14 protein-coding genes are annotated in these 21514 nt (G+C 61.2%); 6 read left to right on the forward strand and 8 right to left on the reverse strand.

The annotated features are described in order from the left end of the window. Window positions 1–413: 413 nt before the first annotated feature. From ACFOFO_RS09500 to edd, 3 genes are all read right to left on the reverse strand, one after another. Window positions 414–3989: an indolepyruvate ferredoxin oxidoreductase family protein gene (locus tag ACFOFO_RS09500; RefSeq protein ID WP_390331430.1), complete on the reverse strand. Its 3576-nt coding sequence runs from the start codon at window positions 3987–3989 to the stop codon at window positions 414–416. A gap of 170 nt (window positions 3990–4159) precedes the next feature. Further along, window positions 4160–4867, reverse strand: a complete 708-nt coding sequence (locus ACFOFO_RS09505; RefSeq protein ID WP_390326004.1) for a hypothetical protein — start codon at window positions 4865–4867, stop codon at window positions 4160–4162. Window positions 4868–5091: 224 nt separating this feature from the next. After that, window positions 5092–7035, reverse strand: a complete 1944-nt coding sequence (edd, locus tag ACFOFO_RS09510) for a phosphogluconate dehydratase (RefSeq protein ID WP_390331431.1) — start codon at window positions 7033–7035, stop codon at window positions 5092–5094. A gap of 255 nt (window positions 7036–7290) precedes the next feature. Here edd and pgi point away from each other — a divergent pair, with 255 nt between their 5' ends. The 3 genes from pgi to tal all read left to right on the forward strand — a co-directional run bounded on the left by pgi (window position 7291) and on the right by tal (window position 10878). Beyond that, complete coding sequence (pgi, locus tag ACFOFO_RS09515) at window positions 7291–8940, forward strand: glucose-6-phosphate isomerase (protein ID WP_390331432.1); 1650 nt, start codon at window positions 7291–7293, stop codon at window positions 8938–8940. Window positions 8941–8990: 50 nt separating this feature from the next. Further along, entirely contained in the window at window positions 8991–9845 is an 855-nt protein-coding gene (locus ACFOFO_RS09520) for an SIS domain-containing protein (RefSeq protein ID WP_390326010.1), read from the forward strand. A gap of 97 nt (window positions 9846–9942) precedes the next feature. Then, window positions 9943–10878, forward strand: coding sequence for a transaldolase (gene tal, locus ACFOFO_RS09525; protein ID WP_390331433.1), 936 nt, complete (start codon window positions 9943–9945; stop codon window positions 10876–10878). A gap of 35 nt (window positions 10879–10913) precedes the next feature. Here tal and ACFOFO_RS09530 read toward each other — a convergent pair whose 3' ends face one another. Continuing rightward, entirely contained in the window at window positions 10914–11558 is a 645-nt protein-coding gene (locus tag ACFOFO_RS09530) for a TetR family transcriptional regulator (protein WP_390331434.1), read from the reverse strand. Between the two features lie 281 nt (window positions 11559–11839). Here ACFOFO_RS09530 and ACFOFO_RS09535 point away from each other — a divergent pair, with 281 nt between their 5' ends. Genes ACFOFO_RS09535 through ACFOFO_RS09545 form a run of 3 tightly spaced genes read left to right on the forward strand, consistent with a single transcriptional unit; the run spans window position 11840 to window position 17747 of the window. Then, window positions 11840–13129 (forward strand): efflux RND transporter periplasmic adaptor subunit, encoded by a 1290-nt coding sequence (locus ACFOFO_RS09535; protein WP_390326015.1) that lies wholly within the window; start codon window positions 11840–11842, stop codon window positions 13127–13129. A 12-nt stretch (window positions 13130–13141) separates the two neighbouring features. Next, a complete protein-coding gene (locus tag ACFOFO_RS09540; protein ID WP_390326017.1) occupies window positions 13142–16294 on the forward strand; it encodes an efflux RND transporter permease subunit in 3153 nt (1050 codons plus the stop codon). Beyond that, window positions 16287–17747 (forward strand): efflux transporter outer membrane subunit, encoded by a 1461-nt coding sequence (locus ACFOFO_RS09545; RefSeq protein ID WP_390326018.1) that lies wholly within the window; start codon window positions 16287–16289, stop codon window positions 17745–17747. The genes ACFOFO_RS09540 and ACFOFO_RS09545 overlap by 8 nt, the downstream gene beginning before the upstream one ends. Window positions 17748–18052: 305 nt before the next feature. On the opposite strand, the gene recR is transcribed toward ACFOFO_RS09545, so the two are convergent. From recR to ACFOFO_RS09565, 4 genes are read right to left on the reverse strand one after another with little or no spacing between them, the layout of a single operon-like run. Next, complete coding sequence (gene recR / locus ACFOFO_RS09550) at window positions 18053–18649, reverse strand: recombination mediator RecR (protein WP_390326020.1); 597 nt, start codon at window positions 18647–18649, stop codon at window positions 18053–18055. Then, on the reverse strand, window positions 18646–18966 hold the full coding sequence (locus ACFOFO_RS09555) for an antibiotic biosynthesis monooxygenase family protein (RefSeq protein ID WP_390326021.1): 321 nt from the start codon (window positions 18964–18966) through the stop codon (window positions 18646–18648). Before ACFOFO_RS09555 ends, recR begins: the two co-directional genes overlap by 4 nt. A gap of 8 nt (window positions 18967–18974) precedes the next feature. Further along, window positions 18975–19301 carry a YbaB/EbfC family nucleoid-associated protein gene (locus tag ACFOFO_RS09560; protein ID WP_390331435.1) on the reverse strand — a complete coding sequence of 109 codons (327 nt, stop codon included), beginning with the start codon at window positions 19299–19301 and terminating at the stop codon, window positions 18975–18977. Window positions 19302–19332: 31 nt separating this feature from the next. Then, complete coding sequence (locus tag ACFOFO_RS09565; RefSeq protein WP_390326023.1) at window positions 19333–21477, reverse strand: DNA polymerase III subunit gamma/tau; 2145 nt, start codon at window positions 21475–21477, stop codon at window positions 19333–19335. Window positions 21478–21514 lie beyond the last annotated feature (37 nt).

Here is a 21514-nt window from a genome sequence, read left to right on the forward strand (position 1 = left end):
GATCAGCTGAAAAATAATCTGCATATTTTACGCCGATGCCGTGGCCAGCTCGCCGTTTCGGCTGACAGCACCGCCTTGGCGCGATGCCTGTTGACAATACGCCTATCAGTATTTATTTGGCAGCGAGTTCTACCGCGCGTCGCACGCGGTGGCAACTGCCTCGTCGTCGGTTGCCCCAGGAGTCTGTGGGACTTACGGCTCGGCGCCCCCGGAGAATCGGCTGTTAAAGTCTGTGAGCGGTACGGTGTCACCGGCTTCTTGGTCAATGGCTATTTATGTGAAAAAACGGACATGGTGTAATCCCCTCGTCTGCAGTCGTTAATCGATAGCCTGTTTTCACGGTAGTACATGGGCTGCATTATTTTTGGAAGACCACCTTGAAACTGGGGCCATCCTGCGGCCTGTTTTACGCCTCATCCAGCCATTATGACGATGTCGGGCCGCTTCTTTGCGGCGGGTTCGGGCCGGGGCTGATCCCTACGGCGAAATGTCTCAAGCAACTCCGCTTCGCGCTTCTTGGCATGCTCTACATGGCGTTTCTTGATGTGGCCGTAGCCGCGGATCTGTTCAGGAAGCGAGGCGATTTCGACGGCAGCTTCGTGATCGCGCGCCTCCAGTCCGGTGATCAATTCCTCAATCACCCGCTCGTAATCAGCAATCAGACTGAGTTCGAGCTTGCGATCTTCCGTGCGCGCGAAGATGTCGAAGGCAGTGCCGCGCAGGCCCTTGAGCTTCGCCAGCACCCAGAAGGCTCTCAGCATCCAGGGGCCGTAGGTGCGCTTGCGCGGCTCCCCGGTGACCGGATCAAGCTTGACCCACAGCGGCGGGGCCAAGTGAAACGTCAGCTTGAAGTCGCCCTCGAAAGTCGCATGCACCCGCTTCAAGAATTCCCCGTCAGTGTAGAACCGCGCCACCTCGTACTCATCCTTGTAAGCGAGCAGCTTGTAGTAATAACGGGCCGCCGCTTCGGTGAGCTTGGTGCTGCCAGGGACCTTGCTCGACTCCGCCTGGCGGACGCGCTCGACCAAGGCCGTGTAACGGCGCGCGTAGGCGGCATCCTGGTAGGCCGTCAGTTGCTCGACGCGCCGAGCGATGATCTCGTCCAGGCTGCCCGACAGCCGCTGGCGCGCGGGGACCGCTTCGGCGGGCGTAACGACTTTTTCAACCGCGGCGAGGTCGTGGGCGCCACGCCGCCCCCAGAGAAAGCTCTGCTTGCTCGATTCGACCGCCGTCCCATTGAGCTCGATGGCTTTCAGGATCGCTTCCGCCGACACCGGCACCAGTCCCTTCTGATAGGCGTAGCCCAGCATGAACAGATTGGTGGCAATGGAGTCGCCCATCAGCGCAGTCGCAAGCCGCGTCGCATTGAAAAACTCGACGTTACCGTCACCAACGGCATCGAGGATCTGGTTCTCCATCGGACCGACTGGAAATTGCGGATCGCGGTAACGGCCAAGGTCCCCGGTCGCGGCCTGGGCTGCAAAGCCGCGCACGAAATCGCTCGTAATGGCCTGGTCGCTGTTGATCACCGCCCGTGTCACGCCCGCCTGCATCTTCGCCAGCGACTCGTCGTTCGCCGCCACCACGATGTCGCAGCCGATCACTGCGTTAGCCTCGCCGGCGGCGATGCGCGCCGCGTAGAGTGCCTCGGGACGCTCGGCGATACGGATGTGGGACCACACCGCGCCCCCCTTCTGGGCCAGGCCGGCCATATCCAGCACCGATACCCCCTTCTCCTCCAAGTGCGCCGCCATGCCCAGCAACGCGCCGATGGTGACGACACCGGTCCCGCCCACGCCGGTCACGAGTATCCCGTAGGGTTCGCGGATCGACGGCAGCGTCGGTTCCGGCAGGTCGCCAAAGTCCTGGTCGGCGCCGGCCACGGCTTTTCCCTTGCGCAATTTGCCGCCTTCCACGGTCACAAAGCTCGGGCAGAAGCCATTGACACAGGAATAATCCTTGTTGCATGAAGACTGGTCGATCGTCCGCTTGCGGCCGAATTCGGTTTCTATCGGCACGACCGACAGGCAATTGGATTTTGCGCTGCAATCGCCGCAACCTTCGCACACGGCTTCGTTGATGACTACCCGCTTGGCTGGGTCTGGGTATTTGCCACGTTTGCGGCGCCGGCGCTTTTCGGCGGCACAGGTCTGATCGTAGATCAGCGCCGACACCCCTTGGACCTCGCGCAACTCGCGCTGCACCGCGTCCAGTTTTTCCCGGTGGTAGATCGGGATCCCGGGGGCAAATCCGGCGTCACGCGGATATTTCTCCGGCTCGTCGGTGACCACCACGATGCGCTTGATACCTTCACCCGTGAGTTGCTGAGTGATCTGCGGCACGGTCAGCGTGCCATCCACCGGCTGCCCGCCGGTCATCGCCACGGCGTCGTTATACAGAATCTTGTAGGTAATATTGACGTTGGCCGCGATTGCCGCCCGGATCGCCAGCAGCCCGGAGTGGAAGTAAGTGCCGTCGCCCAAGTTGGCGAACACGTGGCGGGTTTCGGTGAAAGGCGCCTGCCCGATCCAAGGCACACCTTCCCCGCCCATCTGGCTGAACGTTTGCGTCGTGTCGGGAGAGAGCCAGGTCGCCATGTAGTGGCAACCGATGCCAGCGATCACGCGGCTGCCCTCGGGCACCTTGGTCGACGTGTTGTGTGGACAACCAGAACAATAATGGGGCACGCGCTGCAGGCTCAAGCGCGGCTTGGCAAGGGCTTTCTCCTTGGCATCAAAGAACGCGAGCCGCTGAGAAATCCGCTCGCTGGTATGGAAACGGGCGATGCGGCGCGCAATCACGCGGGCGATCATCGCCGGGGTCAACTCGCCCGCCACCGGCAACTGCCACTGTCCCATCGGCAATTCCCACTCGCCCTTCTCGTCGAATTTGCCGATCACGCGCGGGCGCACATCCTCGCGCCAGTTATACAGTTGCTCCTTCAGCTGATATTCGAGGATCTGGCGCTTTTCTTCCACCACCAGGATCTCCTCCAAGCCTTCCGCGAAGTGGCGCACCCCTTCGGCCTCGAGCGGCCAGCTCATGCCGATTTTGTAGACGCGCAGCCCGATTTCGGCGGCATGGTCGCCGTCGATGCCGAGCGCATCGAGCGCCTGGCGCACGTCGAGATAGGACTTGCCGGTGGTGATGATGCCCAGCCGCGCACGCGGGCTGTCGATCACGATCTGGTTCAGGTGATTGGCCCGGGCATAGGCGAGCGCCGCATACACTTTGTGGTGCTGCATGCGCAGCTCTTGCTCTAGCGGCGGATCCGGCCAGCGGATATTGAGGCCGCCCGCCGGCATGACGAGATCTTCCGGCAGCGCCACCGTGATCCGATGCGGATCGACGTAGACCGAGGCGGTGCTTTCCACCGTGTCAGTCACTGCCTTGAACGCCACCCAGCAACCGGAATAGCGTGACATCGCCCAGCCGTGGATACCCAAATCCAGGTATTCCTGGACGCCGGCGGGATTGAGCACCGGAATCATTGCTGCAGCGAGCACGTGATCGCTCTGGTGCGGTAAGGTCGACGATTTGGCCGCATGATCGTCCCCGGCCACCAGCAACACGCCGCCATAGCGCGAGCTGCCGGCGGCATTGGCGTGCTTGAACACGTCCATGCTGCGGTCCACGCCCGGCCCCTTGCCGTACCACATGGCAAACACACTGTCGTACTTGGCGCCAGAGAACAAGTTGGTCTGCTGGCTTCCCCATACTGCGGTTGCCGCCAGGTCCTCGTTCACGCCGGGCTGGAAATGAATGTGGTTCTTCTCCAGAAAAGGTTTGGCCTTCCACAGCGCCTGATCCAGGTTGCCCAAGGGAGACCCGCGGTAGCCGGAGATGAACCCGGCAGTGTTGAGCCCAGCGCCGAGATCGCGTTGTCGCTGCATCATCGGTAGCCTGACCAGCGCCTGGATCCCCGTTAAAAAAATCCGCCCGGTCTCCAGAGCGAATTTGTCGTCAATATTAACGTTGGCAAGAGCCATAAATCTTCTCCCGAAGCGTATTGTTTGAAAACAACGAACCCAATGCAAAGATGAAAGCCCACGTTGCTACGTTTGGGTGACCAATGGCAGCGCGGTGATTGCCGAGCAAACATGCCACCGATCGGCACCGACCTGGTCTGTCGGCGGGCGGTAGTCGTCGACATCGACCATCAATAATGCAGCCCCAGCTCCTGCGCCACCGCGCCCGCGCAGGCGTGACTCAGGCGGTATGCCTCTTCATCGGAATCAAGCGACCGCTGAATTGCCTCCACTTTTGCCATTTCCTCCTTGATATAGGTCAGCCATTTGGTGTCGATGTCATGCCGCAGTACCAGTTTGCTCTGGCCTGCCGGCGCATACAGTAACTTGGGCGGGAAACGTTTGGCCAACGCGCTGCGCAGTTGTGCCTCGACCTTGGGCAAGTTCTCGCGATAGACCTGCACATGTCGCAACTCGTGCGTCAGGACTTCCGCGTACGGGCAAGTTCCTTCGGCAAATTCCCTGGCGACATAGACCTTGATCGGCATATACCGCAGGGCGACCTGGACGCGCGGCGCCAGACATTCGGTGCCGCTCTGCGGGTCCTGCAGCACCGGGCCGTCAAACTCGATCTCGATGCTGGACTGAAGTTCGGTCAGCCCCAGCATCTGCTCGCTGGCGTAGGTGTGGATACTCATCGTATTCAAGACCCGGCTGGAAACGGTATTGTCGACGCGATAGCCGGATTGAGATGAACTCACGACGACCGCCTTGTGCGTCAGCGTCTCTTCGCAGCGCATCTGAAAGGGGCTGCGGCCCCAGGATGAGGCGGAACTGATGAGCCCCAATAAGAAGAGCAGCGAGAGGAACGCACTGCTGTTGATCATGATGGCGGACATGGATTAGAGGGGATGACCTGCCTCAGGTGACACCGTGCTGCGCGAAACAGGCAGAACCGGAAGTGCATGCTCGCAGCCATATTAGCGTGCTTCAAGTAAAACAATAGCGACAATCCGCAAATTCATTGATGGCCGATCGGCGACCATGGAGGGGCAAGAGCGCGGCGCCGAGATCCGGCGCGCTGCTTCGCCTGGTTTCAGTCTTCCGCCCTGCGCCGACGCGACTAGATCGGTTTCCTGATCAAATCATCTTCATCCGAAAACGGTTCGGCTTCGCGCACCTCGGCAACGTGATCGACGTCGCCAGACGACGCCGGCGATGGCAGTCCGAAGCTGGTCGCGCCCTGCTCCGCGGCACTGACGGCGTCACGGAACATCTGGAACAGTTCGCGTCCCATGCCAATCCGGTTGGCCGCCAGATCGACCGTGGCCTGCTTTCTGGCCGCCCACTCGTGGTCCGGCACCAGCGCCTGCAGCGTGCCACTTTCCGCATCGAGCCGGACCAGATCGCCGGCACGCAACTTGCCGAGCGGCCCGCCCGCCGATACCTCGGGCGACACATGGATCGCCGCCGGGACCTTGCCGGACGCGCCGGACATGCGGCCGTCGGTCACCAGCGCGACGTGCCAGCCGGCATCCTGCAGATTGGCCAGCGCCGGCGTCAATGCGTGCAGTTCCGGCATGCCGTTGGCACGCGGCCCCTGGAAGCGCACCACGGCGATAAAATCGCGCTCCAGTTCGCCGGCGGTGTAGGCATGCATGAACGCCTCCTGCGAATCAAACAGCAAGGCCGGCGCCTGTACCGAACGGTGCTGCGGCTTGACGGCCGATACCTTCATCACCGCGCGGCCCAGATTGCCGGACACCAGTTTCAAGCCGCCATCGGTGGAAAACGGGTTCGCGATGCCACGCAGCACGGCGTCGTCGCCGCTGCCGGCCGCGGCCGGTTGCCACACCACGGTCTGATCGCCCTGCAGAAAGGCTTCCTGGCAGTGGGCCCGCAAGCTGTGGCCGAGTATCGTGGTCACGTCATCATGCAGCAGGCCGGCGTCGAGCAGTTCCCGGATCACGAAGCCGGTGCCGCCGGCCGCATGAAAATGATTGATGTCGGCCTCGCCGTTCGGGTAAATCCGGGTCAGCATCGGCACTGCGCCCGACAATTCATTGAAGTCGTTCCAGTCGATCACGATGCCGGCCGCCTTCGCAATCGCGACCAGGTGGATGGTATGGTTGGTCGAGCCGCCGGTCGCGAGCAGACCGACCATCGCATTGACGATATTTTTTTCATCGACTACCTGCCCGACCGGCGTATACGCCGGTCCCGGACCCGCAATCTCGACCGCGCGGCGTGCCGCCGCCGCCGTCAGCGCGTCGCGCAGCGGCGTGTTGGGCGTGACGAAGGCGGCGCCCGGCAGGTGCAGTCCCATGATGTCCATCAGCATCTGGTTGCTGTTGGCGGTGCCGTAAAAAGTACAGGTGCCGGCATCGTGGTAAGACGCCGATTCCGCTTCCAGCAACTCGTCGCGGCCCAGCTTGCCTTGCGCATACAGCTGCCGGATGCGGGCTTTTTCCGGATTCGACATGCCGCTGATCATCGGTCCGGCCGGGATGAACAGCGCCGGCAAATGTCCGAAATGCAGCGCGCCAATCAGCAAACCGGGCACGATCTTGTCGCACACGCCCAGGTACAAGGCGGCATCAAACATGTTGTGCGATAGCGCCACCGCAGTCGCCATCGCAATCGTGTCGCGCGAGAACAATGACAATTCCATGCCGGGTTGGCCTTGCGTGACGCCATCGCACATCGCCGGCACGCCGCCGGCAAATTGGGCGACGCCACCGGCGGCCCGCACCGCCTGCTTGATGATCGCCGGAAAGCGCTCCAAGGGCTGATGCGCCGACAACATGTCGTTATAGGCTGACACGATCGCGACTGACGGCTGCCTCTGTTGCTTCAACACTAGCTTGTCAGCGGCCGGAAACGCCGCGAAGCCATGCGCCAGGTTGGTGCAGGACAAGGCAGTGCGGTGCACGCCCTGAGCGCGCGCTGCCGTCAAATGGGACAGATAGGCGGCGCGGGTAACCGCACTGCGGGCCGTAATCCGGGCCGTGACTGCCGCGACAATGTGGTGGATGGCGGGAGGGATCGCGGGGAGAACCGGCATCATCAAACCCCTTCATAGGAACATCAATGAAATGAAATTACACGAAGTGCCGATTGCGGGCCTCTCACGCTGGTCAGCGCACCGGCCTCAACCAACTCTATTGACAATGCTGCGGATCAGGTCGGCAAGGCTTGCGCAGCCGCAAACATCGTGCATCATTTTGTAATGAAATTACCAATCTGTGATGTATAGTTCAACAAATTCTCCGGTCGCTTTATTTCATTGCACTACATCGCACTACATCGCACTACACTGCACATGCATTTACCCGCATTGTCCAACTCCGCAGCCTACCAGGCGCTGCAAGATCACACCATCGAGGCCGAGCATTGGCAGATGAGAGAGTTGTTCGCTAAAAATCCGGACCGGTTTTCAAGGTTTTCGCTGACGGCCGCCGGTCTGTTTCTCGACTACTCGAAAAACCGCGTGGACCAGAACACCATGCAACTGCTGTGCGAACTGGCGCGCGAACGCGACGTAGAGCAAGCGCGCGAAGCCCTGTTCACCGGTGAAAAGATCAATACCACCGAACACCGCGCGGCACTACACACTGCATTGCGCATGCCGCGTAGCCAAGCCCTGATGGTAGACGGCGATGACGTCGGCGCCGACGTCCATCACGTGCTCGATCGAATCAAACAATTCACGGACCGTGTCCGCTCGGGCGAATGGCTGGGGTACAGCGGCAAACCCATTACCGACATCGTGAACATTGGTATCGGCGGCTCCGATCTCGGTCCAAAAATGGTGACACTCGCGCTGCGTGCGTATCGGCACCCGCGGCTACGCATGCATTTCGTGTCGAATGTCGACGGCCACGACCTGGACGCGGTATTGACCAGCGTTAACGCGGAAACCACGCTGTTCATCGTCGCCTCCAAGACGTTTACGACGATGGAAACCATGCTCAACGCGCAGTCCGCGCGCGCCTGGTTCCTCAATACCGCCGCTGTCGACGCATTGGCGCGGCATTTTGTGGCGGTGTCGACCAACTTGGAGGCCATTCAATCCTTTGGCATTGATCCGGACAATATGTTCCCGTTCTGGGATTGGGTCGGAGGGCGCTATTCAGTATGGTCGGCGATTGGTTTATCCGTCACGCTGGCAGTTGGTTTCGAGCATTTTTCTGCCTTCCTGGCAGGCGCACACGCGATGGATCTGCATTTCAGAAGCGCTCCACTGGAACGCAATATGCCGGTGCTGTTCGCGCTGATCGGATTCTGGAACCGCAATTTCCTCGGCTGCAACTCATTATCGATAGCGCCTTACCACCAGGATCTGAGCTGCTTTCCCGCTTACTTGCGGCAACTCGAGATGGAAAGCAACGGCAAACGTGTGACGCTCGACGGTAGCCCGGTCGGCGTCGCGACCTGCCCCATCGTCTGGGGCGATTGCGGCACCAACGGCCAGCACGCCTACTTCCAGTTGCTGCATCAGGGCACCGATGTCACACCGATCGATTTCATTGGCTGTCTGCAACCGAGCCACAAGCTGCCGCAGCATCACGCGGCCCTGCTGGCCAATTGCTTCGCGCAATCGGAGGCCTTCATGCGCGGCAAGACGGGCGCCGAAGTACGCGCCGAATTACAGGGACAAGGCCTGCCTGACAGCGACATTGAGGCACTGGTGCCGCACAAGGTTTTCCCCGGCAATCGCCCCAGCAACACCATCCTGATGGATGCATTGACGCCAGCCGCGCTCGGCGCGCTGATCGCATTGTACGAACACAAGACCTTCGTGCAGGGCGTATTGTGGGGCATCAATAGCTTTGACCAATGGGGCGTCGAACTGGGCAAGGCGCTGGCAAGAACGATCCAGGGCGAACTGGCGGGACAATCCAGGCCGGATGATCACGACAGTTCGACCAACGGCTTGATCGCAATCGCGAAGGCGAAAGCCACCCTGTAAGTGCGCCGCCCCCCAATCACCCTGTACCGCAGCCGCCAGAAAGAAAAGCAATGTTGCTCGACGCCATACGCTCCCAGCTCGACTCACTCTCCAGATCGGAGAAGAAAGTCGCACTTGCAGTACTGCAGAAACCGGAGCTGGCGGTGTCCGAAAATATCACCGCGCTGGCCAGAAGCGCCGAGGTATCGGAGCCGACGGTAGTGCGATTTTGTCGCACGGTCGGTTACGACGGCTGGCATGAATTCAAGCTGAAGCTGGCGCAAAGTCTGGCGCTGGCAATGCCGGGCGCCAACGAACTGCCGGCGCAGGACGATCTGGCGGTCGACCTGATCAACAAGATTTGCAGCCGCTCGATCAACACCCTGCTCGACCTGCGCAACACCCTGAAGGCTGGCGCCATCGAACGTGCGCTCGACATTCTGGCGCGTGCCAACAAGATCGAATTTTATGGTCAGGGTACCTCGGGTATTGTCGCAGCCGACGCCCAGCATAAGTTTTTCCGCTCCGGCGTGCCGACCGTGGCTTATTCCGATCCCGACGTCCACAGCATCGCGGCAACATTGCTGCGCGCCGGTGATGCGGTGGTGGCGATCTCGCAGCGCGGCAACAATTCGGCTCTGGTGCGCAGCGTCAAACTGGCGCGCAGGGGCGGCGCCGACATCATCGTACTGGCACCCAGCGGTACGCCGTTGAGTGAGCTGGCGACCGTGCCGATCCCGATCGACCTGGTCTTCAATACTGACCCTTACACGCCGATTTCGGCCCGTCTCGCGCATCTGGTCGTGATCGATATCCTGGCGGTCGGATTGGCGATCAAGCGTGGCCCCGAGTTCCGCCAGCAAATGCAGAATGCGCAAAAGACCTTGCAGGACCTGGACATGCAGTTCGATTCTTTCATTGGTTGAGCGCCTCTGGTCCGGACCGGCGGTCGCAAACTCGACGCGGGATGCATGCTAAGGTGTGCATAATCAATATTTCGACTACTCGTTAATCCTGCATGCCATGAACCAACTAGAACAGCTGAAACAATTCACCACAGTCGTTGCCGATACCGGCGATTTTCAGGCGATGAAGGCGTTCGCGCCGCGCGACGCAACCACCAACCCGTCGCTGATCCTGAAAGCGGTCCAGAAGGACGAGTACCGCCCCTTGCTGGAACGCGCAGTGCGCGACCATGCTGCACACGGCATGGCGCACATCGTCGACCAGCTGCTGGTCGCCTTCGGTCTGGAAATCCTGAAAATCATTCCGGGTCGGGTCTCGACCGAAACTGACGCCCGCCTGTCGTTCGACACCGAAGGCACGATTGCGAAGGGCCGCGAACTGATTGGCCTGTACGAAGCCGCCGGCATCTCGCGCGAACGCGTGCTGATCAAGATCGCATCGACCTGGGAAGGGATTCGCGCCGCCCGAGTGCTGGAGCAACAAGGCATCCATTGCAACATGACACTGCTGTTCAGCCTGCCCCAGGCGGTCGCCTGCGCCGATGCAGGCGCGCAGTTGATTTCGCCCTTCGTCGGGCGCATCTACGACTGGTACAAGAAAGCCAGCGGCCTCGACTATGCGGCGGCGGATGATCCCGGCGTGCAATCGGTCAAACGGATTTACAGTTATTACCGCAAGTTCGACCAGCGTACCGAGATCATGGGTGCGAGCTTTCGCAACATCGGCCAAATTGTGGAACTGGCCGGTTGCGACTTGCTGACCATCAGCCCCGACTTGCTGCAGAAACTGGCCGACAGCGACGCGCCGGTGTTGCGCAGACTCAGCCCACAACAGGCCCAGGCATCCGATCAGCAAAAAATCGTGCTCGACGAAAAAGCCTTCCGCAGCATGCTCAATGATGATGCGATGGCGACCGAAAAACTGGCGGAAGGGATCCGCCTGTTCTGCGCCGACACGGTCAAGCTGGAAGCATTAATCGCCGCGCTACGTTAATGGGTCGCTAAGTAAGGGGGGCTAAGTAAGGGTGGCTAAGCTGGCCGATCGATCCGCAACGAGGGCGAACAGCGCAGCGCGTCAAGACAGGCGTCGACCAGTTGCTCTGCCTGGGCGTCCAGATCGAAACTGTCCGGGATAAATAGCCAGTTATCCAACAAACCCGACAGCGTCGCATGCAGCAGCACGGCGGCACGCTGCGGATCGAGGTCGGCCGGCAGGCGGCCTTTTGCGATTGCCAGTCGTAACAGCCGCACCGCATTGCCCATCCAGACCCGAAAATTCTCGTGCTGGCGCATCAGGATCGGATCGGCGGCATCGACCAGTTCACACTTGTGGAAAATGATGTCGACCACCTTGCGCGAATGCGGATTGCGCATCGTGTCGCGCAGGGCGAACACAGCGGCTGCGCGCAACAGCGCCAACGGATCGCTGTCTGGATCATCCAGATGCGATGTCATCATTGATTGCATGGGCAGGCGCACGCGCTCCACCATCGCGTCGAACAGATCGCTCTTGTTGCGGAAGTGCCAGTAGATCGCGCCGCGCGTCACGTTGGCGGCCGCGGCCACATCGGCCAACGACGTGCGCGACACACCTTGCGCGAAAAACACATCTGCGGCGGCATCGAGGATCCGACTACGAGTTTCTAGCGCTGCTTCCTTGGTGCATCTGGCCATTCTGAATATCCTTTGTGCTCTTCCGTTGTTGCCAGTCGGCCCCCTTCATTCAGGGTCGAGCGGGCACTCAATACATGCTACATACATCATACATACATCCACGCATGTATGTATAATAAACGACTATACGCAATTCTTGAAGGTTTTGGCATGCCTGACCAACAACGCTGGCGCAATGTGCATGGCACATGATTCAGTTATCCTTGTTGTTTGTTTTGACATGCCGGATCTCCAAGTTCCTGCTTAACCAATCAACAAACCCCATTCGCGCGAGAATATTCATGATCTCAGTCAGCCCCCTGCCCCGCTTGACACGTATCACACTAGCCATTTCTTCCGTAGCATTAGCGGTCGCGCTTGCGGGCTGCGGCGACAAGTCGGTAGCCCAGGGACCCGGCGCCATGCCGCCGGCCGAAGTGTCAGTCATCACCGTCGCACCGACCAGTCTGGCGATCACCACCGAACTACCGGGCCGACTGGAAGCCAGTCGGGTTGCGCAGGTGCGTGCGCGTGCGGCCGGGATCGTGCTGAAGCGGGTGTTTCGCGAGGGCAGCGATGTCAAGTCCGGCGACGTCCTGTACAGGATCGATCCGGCGCCGTTCCAGGCAACCTATGCCAGCACCGAAGCGGCCGTCGCCAAAGCCGAAGCGACCCAATTGCAGGCCAGCCTGAAGGCGCAACGCTACAAACCGCTGGTCGAGCAGAACGCCGTCAGCAAGCAGGAATACGATGACGTCGTCGCCGCGCAAAAGCAAACCACTGCCGATGTCGCCGCGGCCCGGGCCGCGCGCCAGAGCGCCGGCTTGAATCTGAGTTACGCCACCGTCACTGCGCCCATCTCGGGCCGGATCGGCCGCGCCCAAGTGACCGAAGGTGCGCTGGTTGGCCAAGGTGAAGCGACACCACTGGCGACCATCCAGCAGATCGACCCGGTCTATGTCAACCTGACCCAATCGAGTGCCGATGCGTTGCGGCTGCAACGCGCGATGGCAAGCGGGAAGCTGAAAAGTCTCGGCCAGGGACAGGCCAAGGTTACGCTGGTCACCGAAGACGGTCGCGAACATCCGCAAGCCGGCAAGTTGCTGTTTTCCGAAGTGAGCGTGGACGAAAGCTCCGGCGCCGTCAGTCTGCGCGCCGAATTCCCGAATCCAGACCACTTCCTGCTGCCCGGCATGTATGTCAGAGCCAGGCTGCAACAGGCGGTCAACGACCAGGCGATTACGGTGCCGCAGCAAGCGGTGGTCCGCGGGCCGGAGGGTACCTCGGTAATGGTAGTCGGCAGCGATGGCAAAGTCGCCACTCGCGCGATCAAGGCCGATACCGCGCAAGGCGATCGCTGGATCGTCAGCGATGGCCTGAAAGCCGGCGACCAGGTAATCGTCGAGGGCCTGCAAAAAATCAAACCGGGGGCACCGGTCAAAGCCATGCCCTGGACCAAAGCCGCAGCGAATCAGCCACCACCGGCATCCCAACCCAATGTCGGCGCAAACCCCGGCGCTGACGCAAAAACCAGCGCCGGCGCCAAGCCTGCCGCTTCCGACTCGGCCCAAAAACCTGGTCAAAAAACCTAACGGAGCGTCCGCATGTCAAAGTTCTTTATTGACCGCCCGGTCTTCGCATGGGTGATCGCGCTATTCATTCTGCTGGCCGGTGCGCTCTCGATCACCAGTCTGCCGATCGCGCAATACCCCAGCATTGCACCGCCGCAAATCGTGGTGACGGCAATCTATCCCGGCGCCAGCGCCAAAACCCTGGACGACAGCGTCACCACGCTGATCGAACAGGAAATGAACGGAGCCGATGGCCTGCAATACATCGAATCGCAAAGTCAGGCCAATGGCCAGGTGCAGATCACCGTTACTTTCCAGCCCGGCACCAATGCCGACCTGGCGGCGGTGGACGTACAAAACCGGCTGAAACGGGTCGAAGCGCGCCTGCCCCAGGCGGTCACCCAGCAGGGCGTGACAGTCACCAAGGCGCGCAGCAATTTCCTGCTGTTCATCACGCTATCATCGCAGGACAGCAGTCTCGATCCGGTCGCATTGGGCGACTACTTGTCGCGCAATGTACTCAATGAAATCAAGCGCGTACCCGGCGTCGGCCAGGCCCAGCTGTTCGGCACCGAACGCGCGATGCGGATCTGGATCGACCCGGCCAAGCTGGTCGGGCTCAAGCTGACACCGGCCGATGTTGCCACTGCGATTCGCAACCAGAATGCGCAGGTCGCCTCCGGCACCTTGGGCGACTTGCCGAACCCCGATACACAGCAGATCACGGCGACCGTGGTCGTGACCGGGCAGTTGGCGACCCCCGAAGAATTCGGCAACATCGTGCTGCGCGCCAATCTGGACGGATCGGTGGTGCGCTTGCGCGACGTCGCCCGCATCGAGATCGGCGGCCAAAACTATGGCACTTCGGCGCGCATCGATGGCAAGCCGATCTCCGCCATCGGGGTCCAGTTGTCGCCGACCGCCAATGCGCTCGGCACTGCCAAGGCGGTCCATGCGCGGATGGATCAACTGGCGAAATATTTCCCGCCTGGCGTCAAATACACGATTCCTTACGACACCTCGAGATTCGTCCAGATTTCGATCGAGGAAGTCGTCAAGACCCTGCTCGAGGCGGTGGTACTGGTGTTCCTGGTGATGTACCTGTTCCTGCAGAATATTCGCTACACCCTGATTCCGACCATCGTGGTGCCGGTGGCCCTGATGGGCACCTTCGCGTCAATGCTGCTGTTCGGCTTCTCGATCAACGTGCTGACCATGTTCGGCATGGTGCTGGCGATCGGTATCCTGGTCGATGACGCGATCGTGGTGGTCGAAAATGTCGAGCGCATCATGAGCGAAGAAGGCTTGTCGCCGCGCGATGCAACGCGCAAGGCGATGGGCCAGATCACCGGCGCCATCATCGGCATCACGCTGGTGCTGATTGCGGTATTCATCCCGATGGCGTTTTTCGGCGGTGCGGTCGGTGCGATCTATCGCCAGTTCTCGCTGTCGATGGTGTCCTCGATGGTCTTCTCCGCGCTAATGGCTTTGACGCTGACACCGGCGCTGTGCGCCACGCTGCTGAAACCGGTCACCGCCGGCCATCACCATGCGAAGACCGGTTTCTTTGGCTGGTTCAATCGCGGATTCAGCCGTACTGCCACCGGTTATCAAAGCACGATCGCGCGGATGCTGAACAAGACCGGGCGCTTCATGCTGGTGTACGGCGTGATCGTGCTCTGCGTCGGGCTGCTATATGTACGTCTGCCGTCGTCGTTCCTGCCGATCGAGGACCAGGGCTATCTGATCACCAATATCCAGTTGCCGCCGGGCGCCTCCACCAATCGCACGATGGACGTGATCAAGCAGGTTGAGCAGTATTACCTGAAGCAACCAGGCGTCGCCCATGTGGTTGCGGTCGCCGGCTTCAGCTTCTCGGGTAACGGTCAGAATGCCGCCCTGGCCTTCACGCCGCTCAAGGACTGGAGCGAGCGCGGCCCTGAGCAGTCGGCCAACGCGATTGCCGGACGGGCCTTCGGCGCGCTGTCGCAGATTCGCGACGCGATCATCTTCCCGGTCAATCCGCCGCCGATTCCCGAACTGGGCAATGCCACCGGATTCACGTTCCGGCTGCAGGACCGCGCAGGACTCGGTCACGATGCCTTGATCGCAGCCCGTAACCAGTTGCTCGGCATGGCTTCCAAGAGTGCACTGCTGAAAGGCGTGCGGCCCGAAGGCCTGGAGGACACGCCCCAACTGCAATTCGACATCGACCGCGACAAGGCCAATGCGCTCGGGCTGTCGTATGCCGATATCAACAGCACGTTGTCGACCGCACTCGGCTCGGCCTATGTCAACGACTTCCCGAATCAGGGCCGGCAACAACGCGTGATCGTCCAGGCCGATGCGCCGCAGCGCCTGCAACCGGAAGACCTGATGCGGCTGTATGTACGCAATGCCCAAGGGACCATGGTGCCGTTTTCGGCGTTTGCCGACAGCCACTGGACGGTCGGGCCGGTGCAGCTGCTGCGCTACAACGGCTATCCGGCAGTCAAGATTTCCGGCGATGCGGCACCGGGTCGCAGTACTGGCGAAGCGATGGCCGAGCTGGAAAAACTGACCGGGCAGTTGCCGCCCGGCTTCGGTTTCGAGTGGACCGGCCAGTCGCTGGAAGAAAAGACATCCGGCTCGCAGGCCCCGGCATTGTTCGCACTGTCGCTGGTCGCGGTGTTCCTGGTATTGGCGGCATTGTATGAAAGCACGTCGATTCCGGTCTCCGTGATGCTGGTGGTGCCACTCGGCATCCTCGGTGCGCTGCTGGGCGTCACCTTGCGCGGCATGCCGAACGATGTGTACTTCAAGGTGGGCCTGATCGCGATCATCGGCCTTTCGTCCAAGAACGCGATCCTGATCATCGAATTCGCGAAGGACCTGCAAGCGGAAGGCAAGGGCCTGATCGAGGCGACGCTGGAAGCGGTGCATCTGCGTTTCCGTCCGATCCTCATGACCTCGCTCGCATTCATCCTCGGCGTGATGCCGCTGGTACTGGCGACCGGCGCCGGTTCCGCCAGTCAGCGCGCGATCGGCACCGGCGTCATGAGCGGCATGATTACCGCGACCGCGCTGGCGGTATTCTTGGTGCCGATATTCTTTGTCGTGATCCGCGGCTTCTTCAAAGGCAGCGAGCGGCAGCGCAAGATGTATGCCGCGCATATCCAGCACACCGTGGAGGATACCAATGTTTAAACCCACCCCGCGCCACATCGCGACCGCACTGCTGGCGGCCGGCATCCTGTCCGGCTGTTCGCTGGCGCCGCAATACGTGCGGCCGCAGGCGCCGATCGCGACCGCCTACCCAGGCGATGCGGCTGCCCAGCCGGGCAGCAGCGCCGGCGCACCTCAGTCCGCCGATGCCGCCAATGCCGTCGATACTATTACGCTCGGCTGGCGCCAGTTCTTCCCGGAGCCGCGCCTACAGGCTTTGATCGCCGATGCACTGGAGAACAACCGGGACCTGCGCACCGCGGCGTTGAATATCCAGGAAGCCCGCGCGCAATACAACATCCAGTCGGCAGATCGCCTGCCGACCATCGATGCCGTCGCGGCCGGATCGCGGGCACCGACCGGCACCGGCAACAACATCGCCACCAGCTATCAGGTCGGCCTCAGCCTGGCCTCGTTCGAGCTGGATTTTTTCGGGCGTGTGCGTAACCTGAGCGCCGCCGCGCTGAATCAATATCTGGCGACCGAGGAAGCGCGCCAGGCAGCGCAGATCAGCCTGGTGGCGCAAGTGGCCCAGGCGTATCTGGCTGAGCGCGCGTTTGCCGAACAGCAGACGCTGGCACAAAGCACGCTGGAAGGCCGCCAGAGCGCGTATAAATTGGCGCAAAAGCGCTTCGAAGTGGGCGCCACGTCAGCACTCGATCTGCGCCTGAACGACACCTTGGTACAGTCCGCCCGCATCGCGCTGGCGACGCTGGCACGGCAACGCGCACAAGCCGGGAATGCGCTGACCTTGCTGGTCGGGAAACCGCTCGCCGATGAGCCGGCTGGACCAACGTTGTCCGAGCAGAATCTGGTCACCGATATCCCGGCCGGGTTGCCGTCCGACTTGCTGACCCGTCGGCCCGACATCCGCGCCGCCGAACTCCAGTTAAAAGCCGCCAACGCCAATATCGGTGCCGCGCGCGCCGCCTTCTTCCCGCGTATTTCACTGACGGCCGGTGTTGGCACGGTGAGCAATCAATTGTCTGGCCTGTTCAAGGCCGGTACCATGGCGTGGACGGTTGCGCCGCAGCTGGTATTGCCGATCTTCGATGCCGGCCGCAACCGCGGCAACCTGAATCTGGCCGAAGTGCGCAAGGACCTGGCGGTGGTCGCGTATGAAAAATCGATTCAGACCGCATTCCGCGAAGTGGCCGATGCGCTGGTCGCGCGCGGCTCGCTGGACGAACAAATCGATGCGCAGCAAGCCTTCCTCGATGCACAGGCGGAACGTCTGAAACTGGCCGATCTGCGCTATCAGAACGGCGTCGCCAGTTCGATCGAGGTGCTCGATGCGCAGCGCGACCTGTTCGCGGCGCAACAGTCACTGGTGCAAACGCGTTTGCTGCGCCTGACCAATGCGATCGATTTGTACCGGGCACTCGGCGGCGGCTTGAACGAGTCCGCTGCGTTGGCGCCAACCGCAGCGAAATAAGAACAATCGCAGACGGCGCGGCGATTCGGTGGCAGCAATAGAGATGGGCGCAGTGTCAACTGCGCCCATCTTGTTTTATGCCCGCCTTGCAGGGAGTATGTAAATAAAGTCGTTTAAATACGCCGGGAATTTTAATTTGCGTTGACCAGTATTTAAAAAATGAATTACCGGGTTAGCCGAACAGTTTGTGATTGAAAGTGAAATAGCCCAGCAAAAATAGTACCAGCGCGATGGCAAACTGCTTCCAGAAATGCTTGTTCATTCAACCTCCAGGATAGTTGTGCAGACGTATGCTGCGATGCCAATCAAGTGCTGCGCCGATCCAGCATCGCACGTGCAATCGTGCCGGCATCGACGTATTCGAGCTCGCCACCGACCGGCACGCCGCGCGCCAGACGACTCACCTGCAGGCCGCGCGCCTTCAGCATCTCACTGATGTAGTGTGCGGTCGCCTCGCCCTCATTGGTGAAATTGGTGGCCAGCACGACTTCGCTCACCACACCATCGGTGGCGCGCGCTATCAGCTTTTCAAGGTGAATATCTTTCGGTCCGATGCCGTCGAGCGGCGACAGGCGGCCCATCAGAACGAAATACAGCCCCTTGAAGGTCAGGGTCTGCTCGATCATCAGTTGATCGGCTGGCGTCTCGACCACGCACAGCAGGCTGGGATCGCGCTCGGGATCGAGACAGGTTTCGCATACTGCGGTTTCGGTGAAGGTGTTGCACAGCGTGCAGTGCCGGACGTGTTCGACCGCTTGCAACAGTGCGCGCCCAAGCAGTGCGGCGCCGTCGCGGTCGTGTTGCAGCAGATGAAAAGCCATGCGCTGGGCGGACTTGGGCCCGACGCCGGGCAGGCGGCGCAGCGCTTCCGTCAGAACATCAAGGTTGGAAGTCGATTTCAATTTATGCCGGTACGTACAATCGAATTCTGGACAACGGATTCGTAATGCAGCACGCTCGGAGCAGGATCATAGAAATGATGCAGCAGCTTGCGCCATTCCTGATATTGGGGGGAATCACGAAAGCCAACGGTATGGTCGGTCAGTGTTCGCCATCTGACCAGCAGGATAAAACGATTGGGCTGCTCCACGCAGCGCTGCAGCTCATGCGAGATATAGCCGCCCATCGATGCAATGATCTGCTGGGCCTCGGCGAAGGCGGCCTCGAACGCCACCTCCAGTCCGGGGATCACTTCAAGCTGCGCTACTTCCAGAATCATGCGCTGCTTTAAAACGGCAATTTGAAGCCGGGTGGCAGCGGCATGCCGGCGGTCATGCCGGCCATTTTTTCCGACGACATCGCTTCGGCCTTGCGTACCGCATCGTTAAAGGCGGCCGCCACCAGGTCTTCCAGCATGTCTTTGTCCTCGGCCAGCAGCGACGGGTCGATCGACACGCGCTTGACGTCATTCTTGCAGGTCATCACGATCTTGACCATGCCGGCGCCGGACTGACCTTCGATTTCGATCAATGCCAGCTGTTCCTGCATCTTTTTCATGTTGTCTTGCATCGCCTGGGCTTGCTTCATCAGCCCTGCTATTTGGCCCTTCATCATGGTCATTCTCCGTCAATAGATAGATGGTTTATTAAATTGGTCTGATCGAACCCGGCACGATGGTTGCACCGAATTCGCGCATCAGGCTTTGCACGAAGGGATCGCCTTGTATGGTCGCGTCCGCTTCCAGCTGGCGTTGTGCACGATCGGCCTGCGCCTGCGCGCTGGCGGTATGCACCACGGCCCCGATTTCAGTCGTGACGCGTACGGTCTTGCCGAAATGTTCGGACAGCGCCATCGCCAGTTTGTCGACATTGGCAGTGCTGCAGAACGTTTCCAGCGGCACCCGCAAGTGAAATTGCGCCGCGCCGCTGCCGCTGCCGCTGCCAGACTGATAGTCGCATCTGAGCAATTCCGACTGTTGCGCCAGCTGCTGTGCCACACCGCGCACCGGCAAGGCGGCGGCCAGTGTCGGCCAGTTGCCATCCCAGTTCAGGTCAGAAATCGGGTGCAGCAGCAGCGCTGGTGGTGCTGCTCGCTCGGCGATGGGCTGGGCCACCGTGTGCCGCGCAGGCGACAGGGTAGCCGCATTGGGCATTACCTGGCTGAAATCGGCATCGACCCCTGGGGGCGCTTCAGTTTTTTTTTGAGCCGCGGAATCGATGGCAGCGTCCGCATCGCCGAACCACGATGGTGGCTCATCGTTGTCCCACGGTGGTGTCGATGCCGGTACCGATGCCTGTGACGATGCCGGTTCGGCGGGCACGGCCATCGAGGCCGCCGCTTGCGGTCTTGGCGATGATGTTGTTACTGCTGCTACGGGTGCAACTGGTGACACGCGTGATGGCGACAGCGCAGCGGATTGCCCTCGTCCACCCGCGCGTGCGGCTGCCAGCGCGGCCATGGCTGGACTGATGGCAGCACGCGCAGCACCGGCAGCAGCGGCAACCGGCATCGTGGCGCTGGCCGCTGCCGGCGCCGCGCTTGATCTTGGTGTCCCGGCATTGGACGCTGCAGGCGCAACGGCGCTGCTGGCCGCCGCCCCGGCGACCGCCATCGACGCCGGTGACGGTCTTGCGCTAACCGGCTTGTGCGCCGCGTTCGGCGTTGCCGCCGGCGGCAGCTGTACTGCAGCAGATTCGGGCCGGAACGCCAGCATGCGCAGCAAGGTCATCGAAAATCCGGCATATTCGTCCGGCGCCAGGCCCAGCTCATTGCGACCATGGACCGCGATCTGGTAATACAGCTGCACTTCATCGGGATCGAACGCCGCCGCCAACCGCATGATGTCGGCATGCTCCGGCAAATCGTCGGGCACGGCGGCAGGCACCGTTTGCGCCAGCGCGATCCGGTGCAACAGCGTGCCCAGGTCCTGTAGTGCAACGTTGTACGACAGGCTGCGCGTCGCCATTTCGTCGGCGATCGCCAGCAGCCCGGCGCCGTCCTTCGCGGCCAGTGCATCGAGCAGCCGGATCAGGAACGACTGGTCGAGCGCGCCCAACATCCCCTGCACCGCTTCCAGCGTCACTTTGCCGGCGGCGTAGGCAATCGCCTGATCGGTCAGCGACAGCGCATCGCGCATCGAACCGTGCGCCCCCTGCGCCAGCAGACGCAGCGCAGGCGTATCGAACTCGATCGCTTCCTGGCCGAGAATATTTTCCAGATGGCCGATGATGTGACCCGGCGGCATCTGCTTCAGGTTGAATTGCAGGCAGCGCGACAGCACCGTCACCGGAATTTTTTGCGGGTCGGTGGTGGCCAGAATGAATTTGACATGCGGTGGCGGCTCTTCCAGCGTCTTCAGCATCGCATTGAAGGCGTGGTTGGTCAGCATGTGCACTTCGTCGATCATATAGACCTTGAAGCGCGCATTGGACGGCGCGTACACCGCTTGCTCCAGCAATTGCGCCATCTCGTCGACGCCGCGATTGGACGCCGCGTCCATCTCGATGTAATCGACGAAGCGACCGGCATCAATCGCGGTGCAGGCCTGGCAGACGCCGCAGGGTTGCGCCGTGATGCCGCCGCTGCCGTCGGAACCGATACAGTTGAGCGACTTTGCCAGAATGCGCGACAAGGTAGTCTTGCCGACGCCGCGCGTGCCGGTGAACAGGTAGGCGTGATGCAGCCGGCCGCTGCCCAGCGCATGCGTCAGGGCGCGCACGACGTGCTCCTGGCCGACGAGCTCTTCGAAGTTTCTGGAACGGTATTTGCGGGCGAGGACTTGATAGGACATGGCGTGATTTTACCTTATGCCGCCGGCAAAAAAATCT

This window comes from Pseudundibacterium arcticum (genome assembly GCF_042646465.1).
Classification (GTDB): Bacteria; Pseudomonadota; Gammaproteobacteria; order Burkholderiales; family Burkholderiaceae_D; genus Undibacterium_A; species Undibacterium_A arcticum.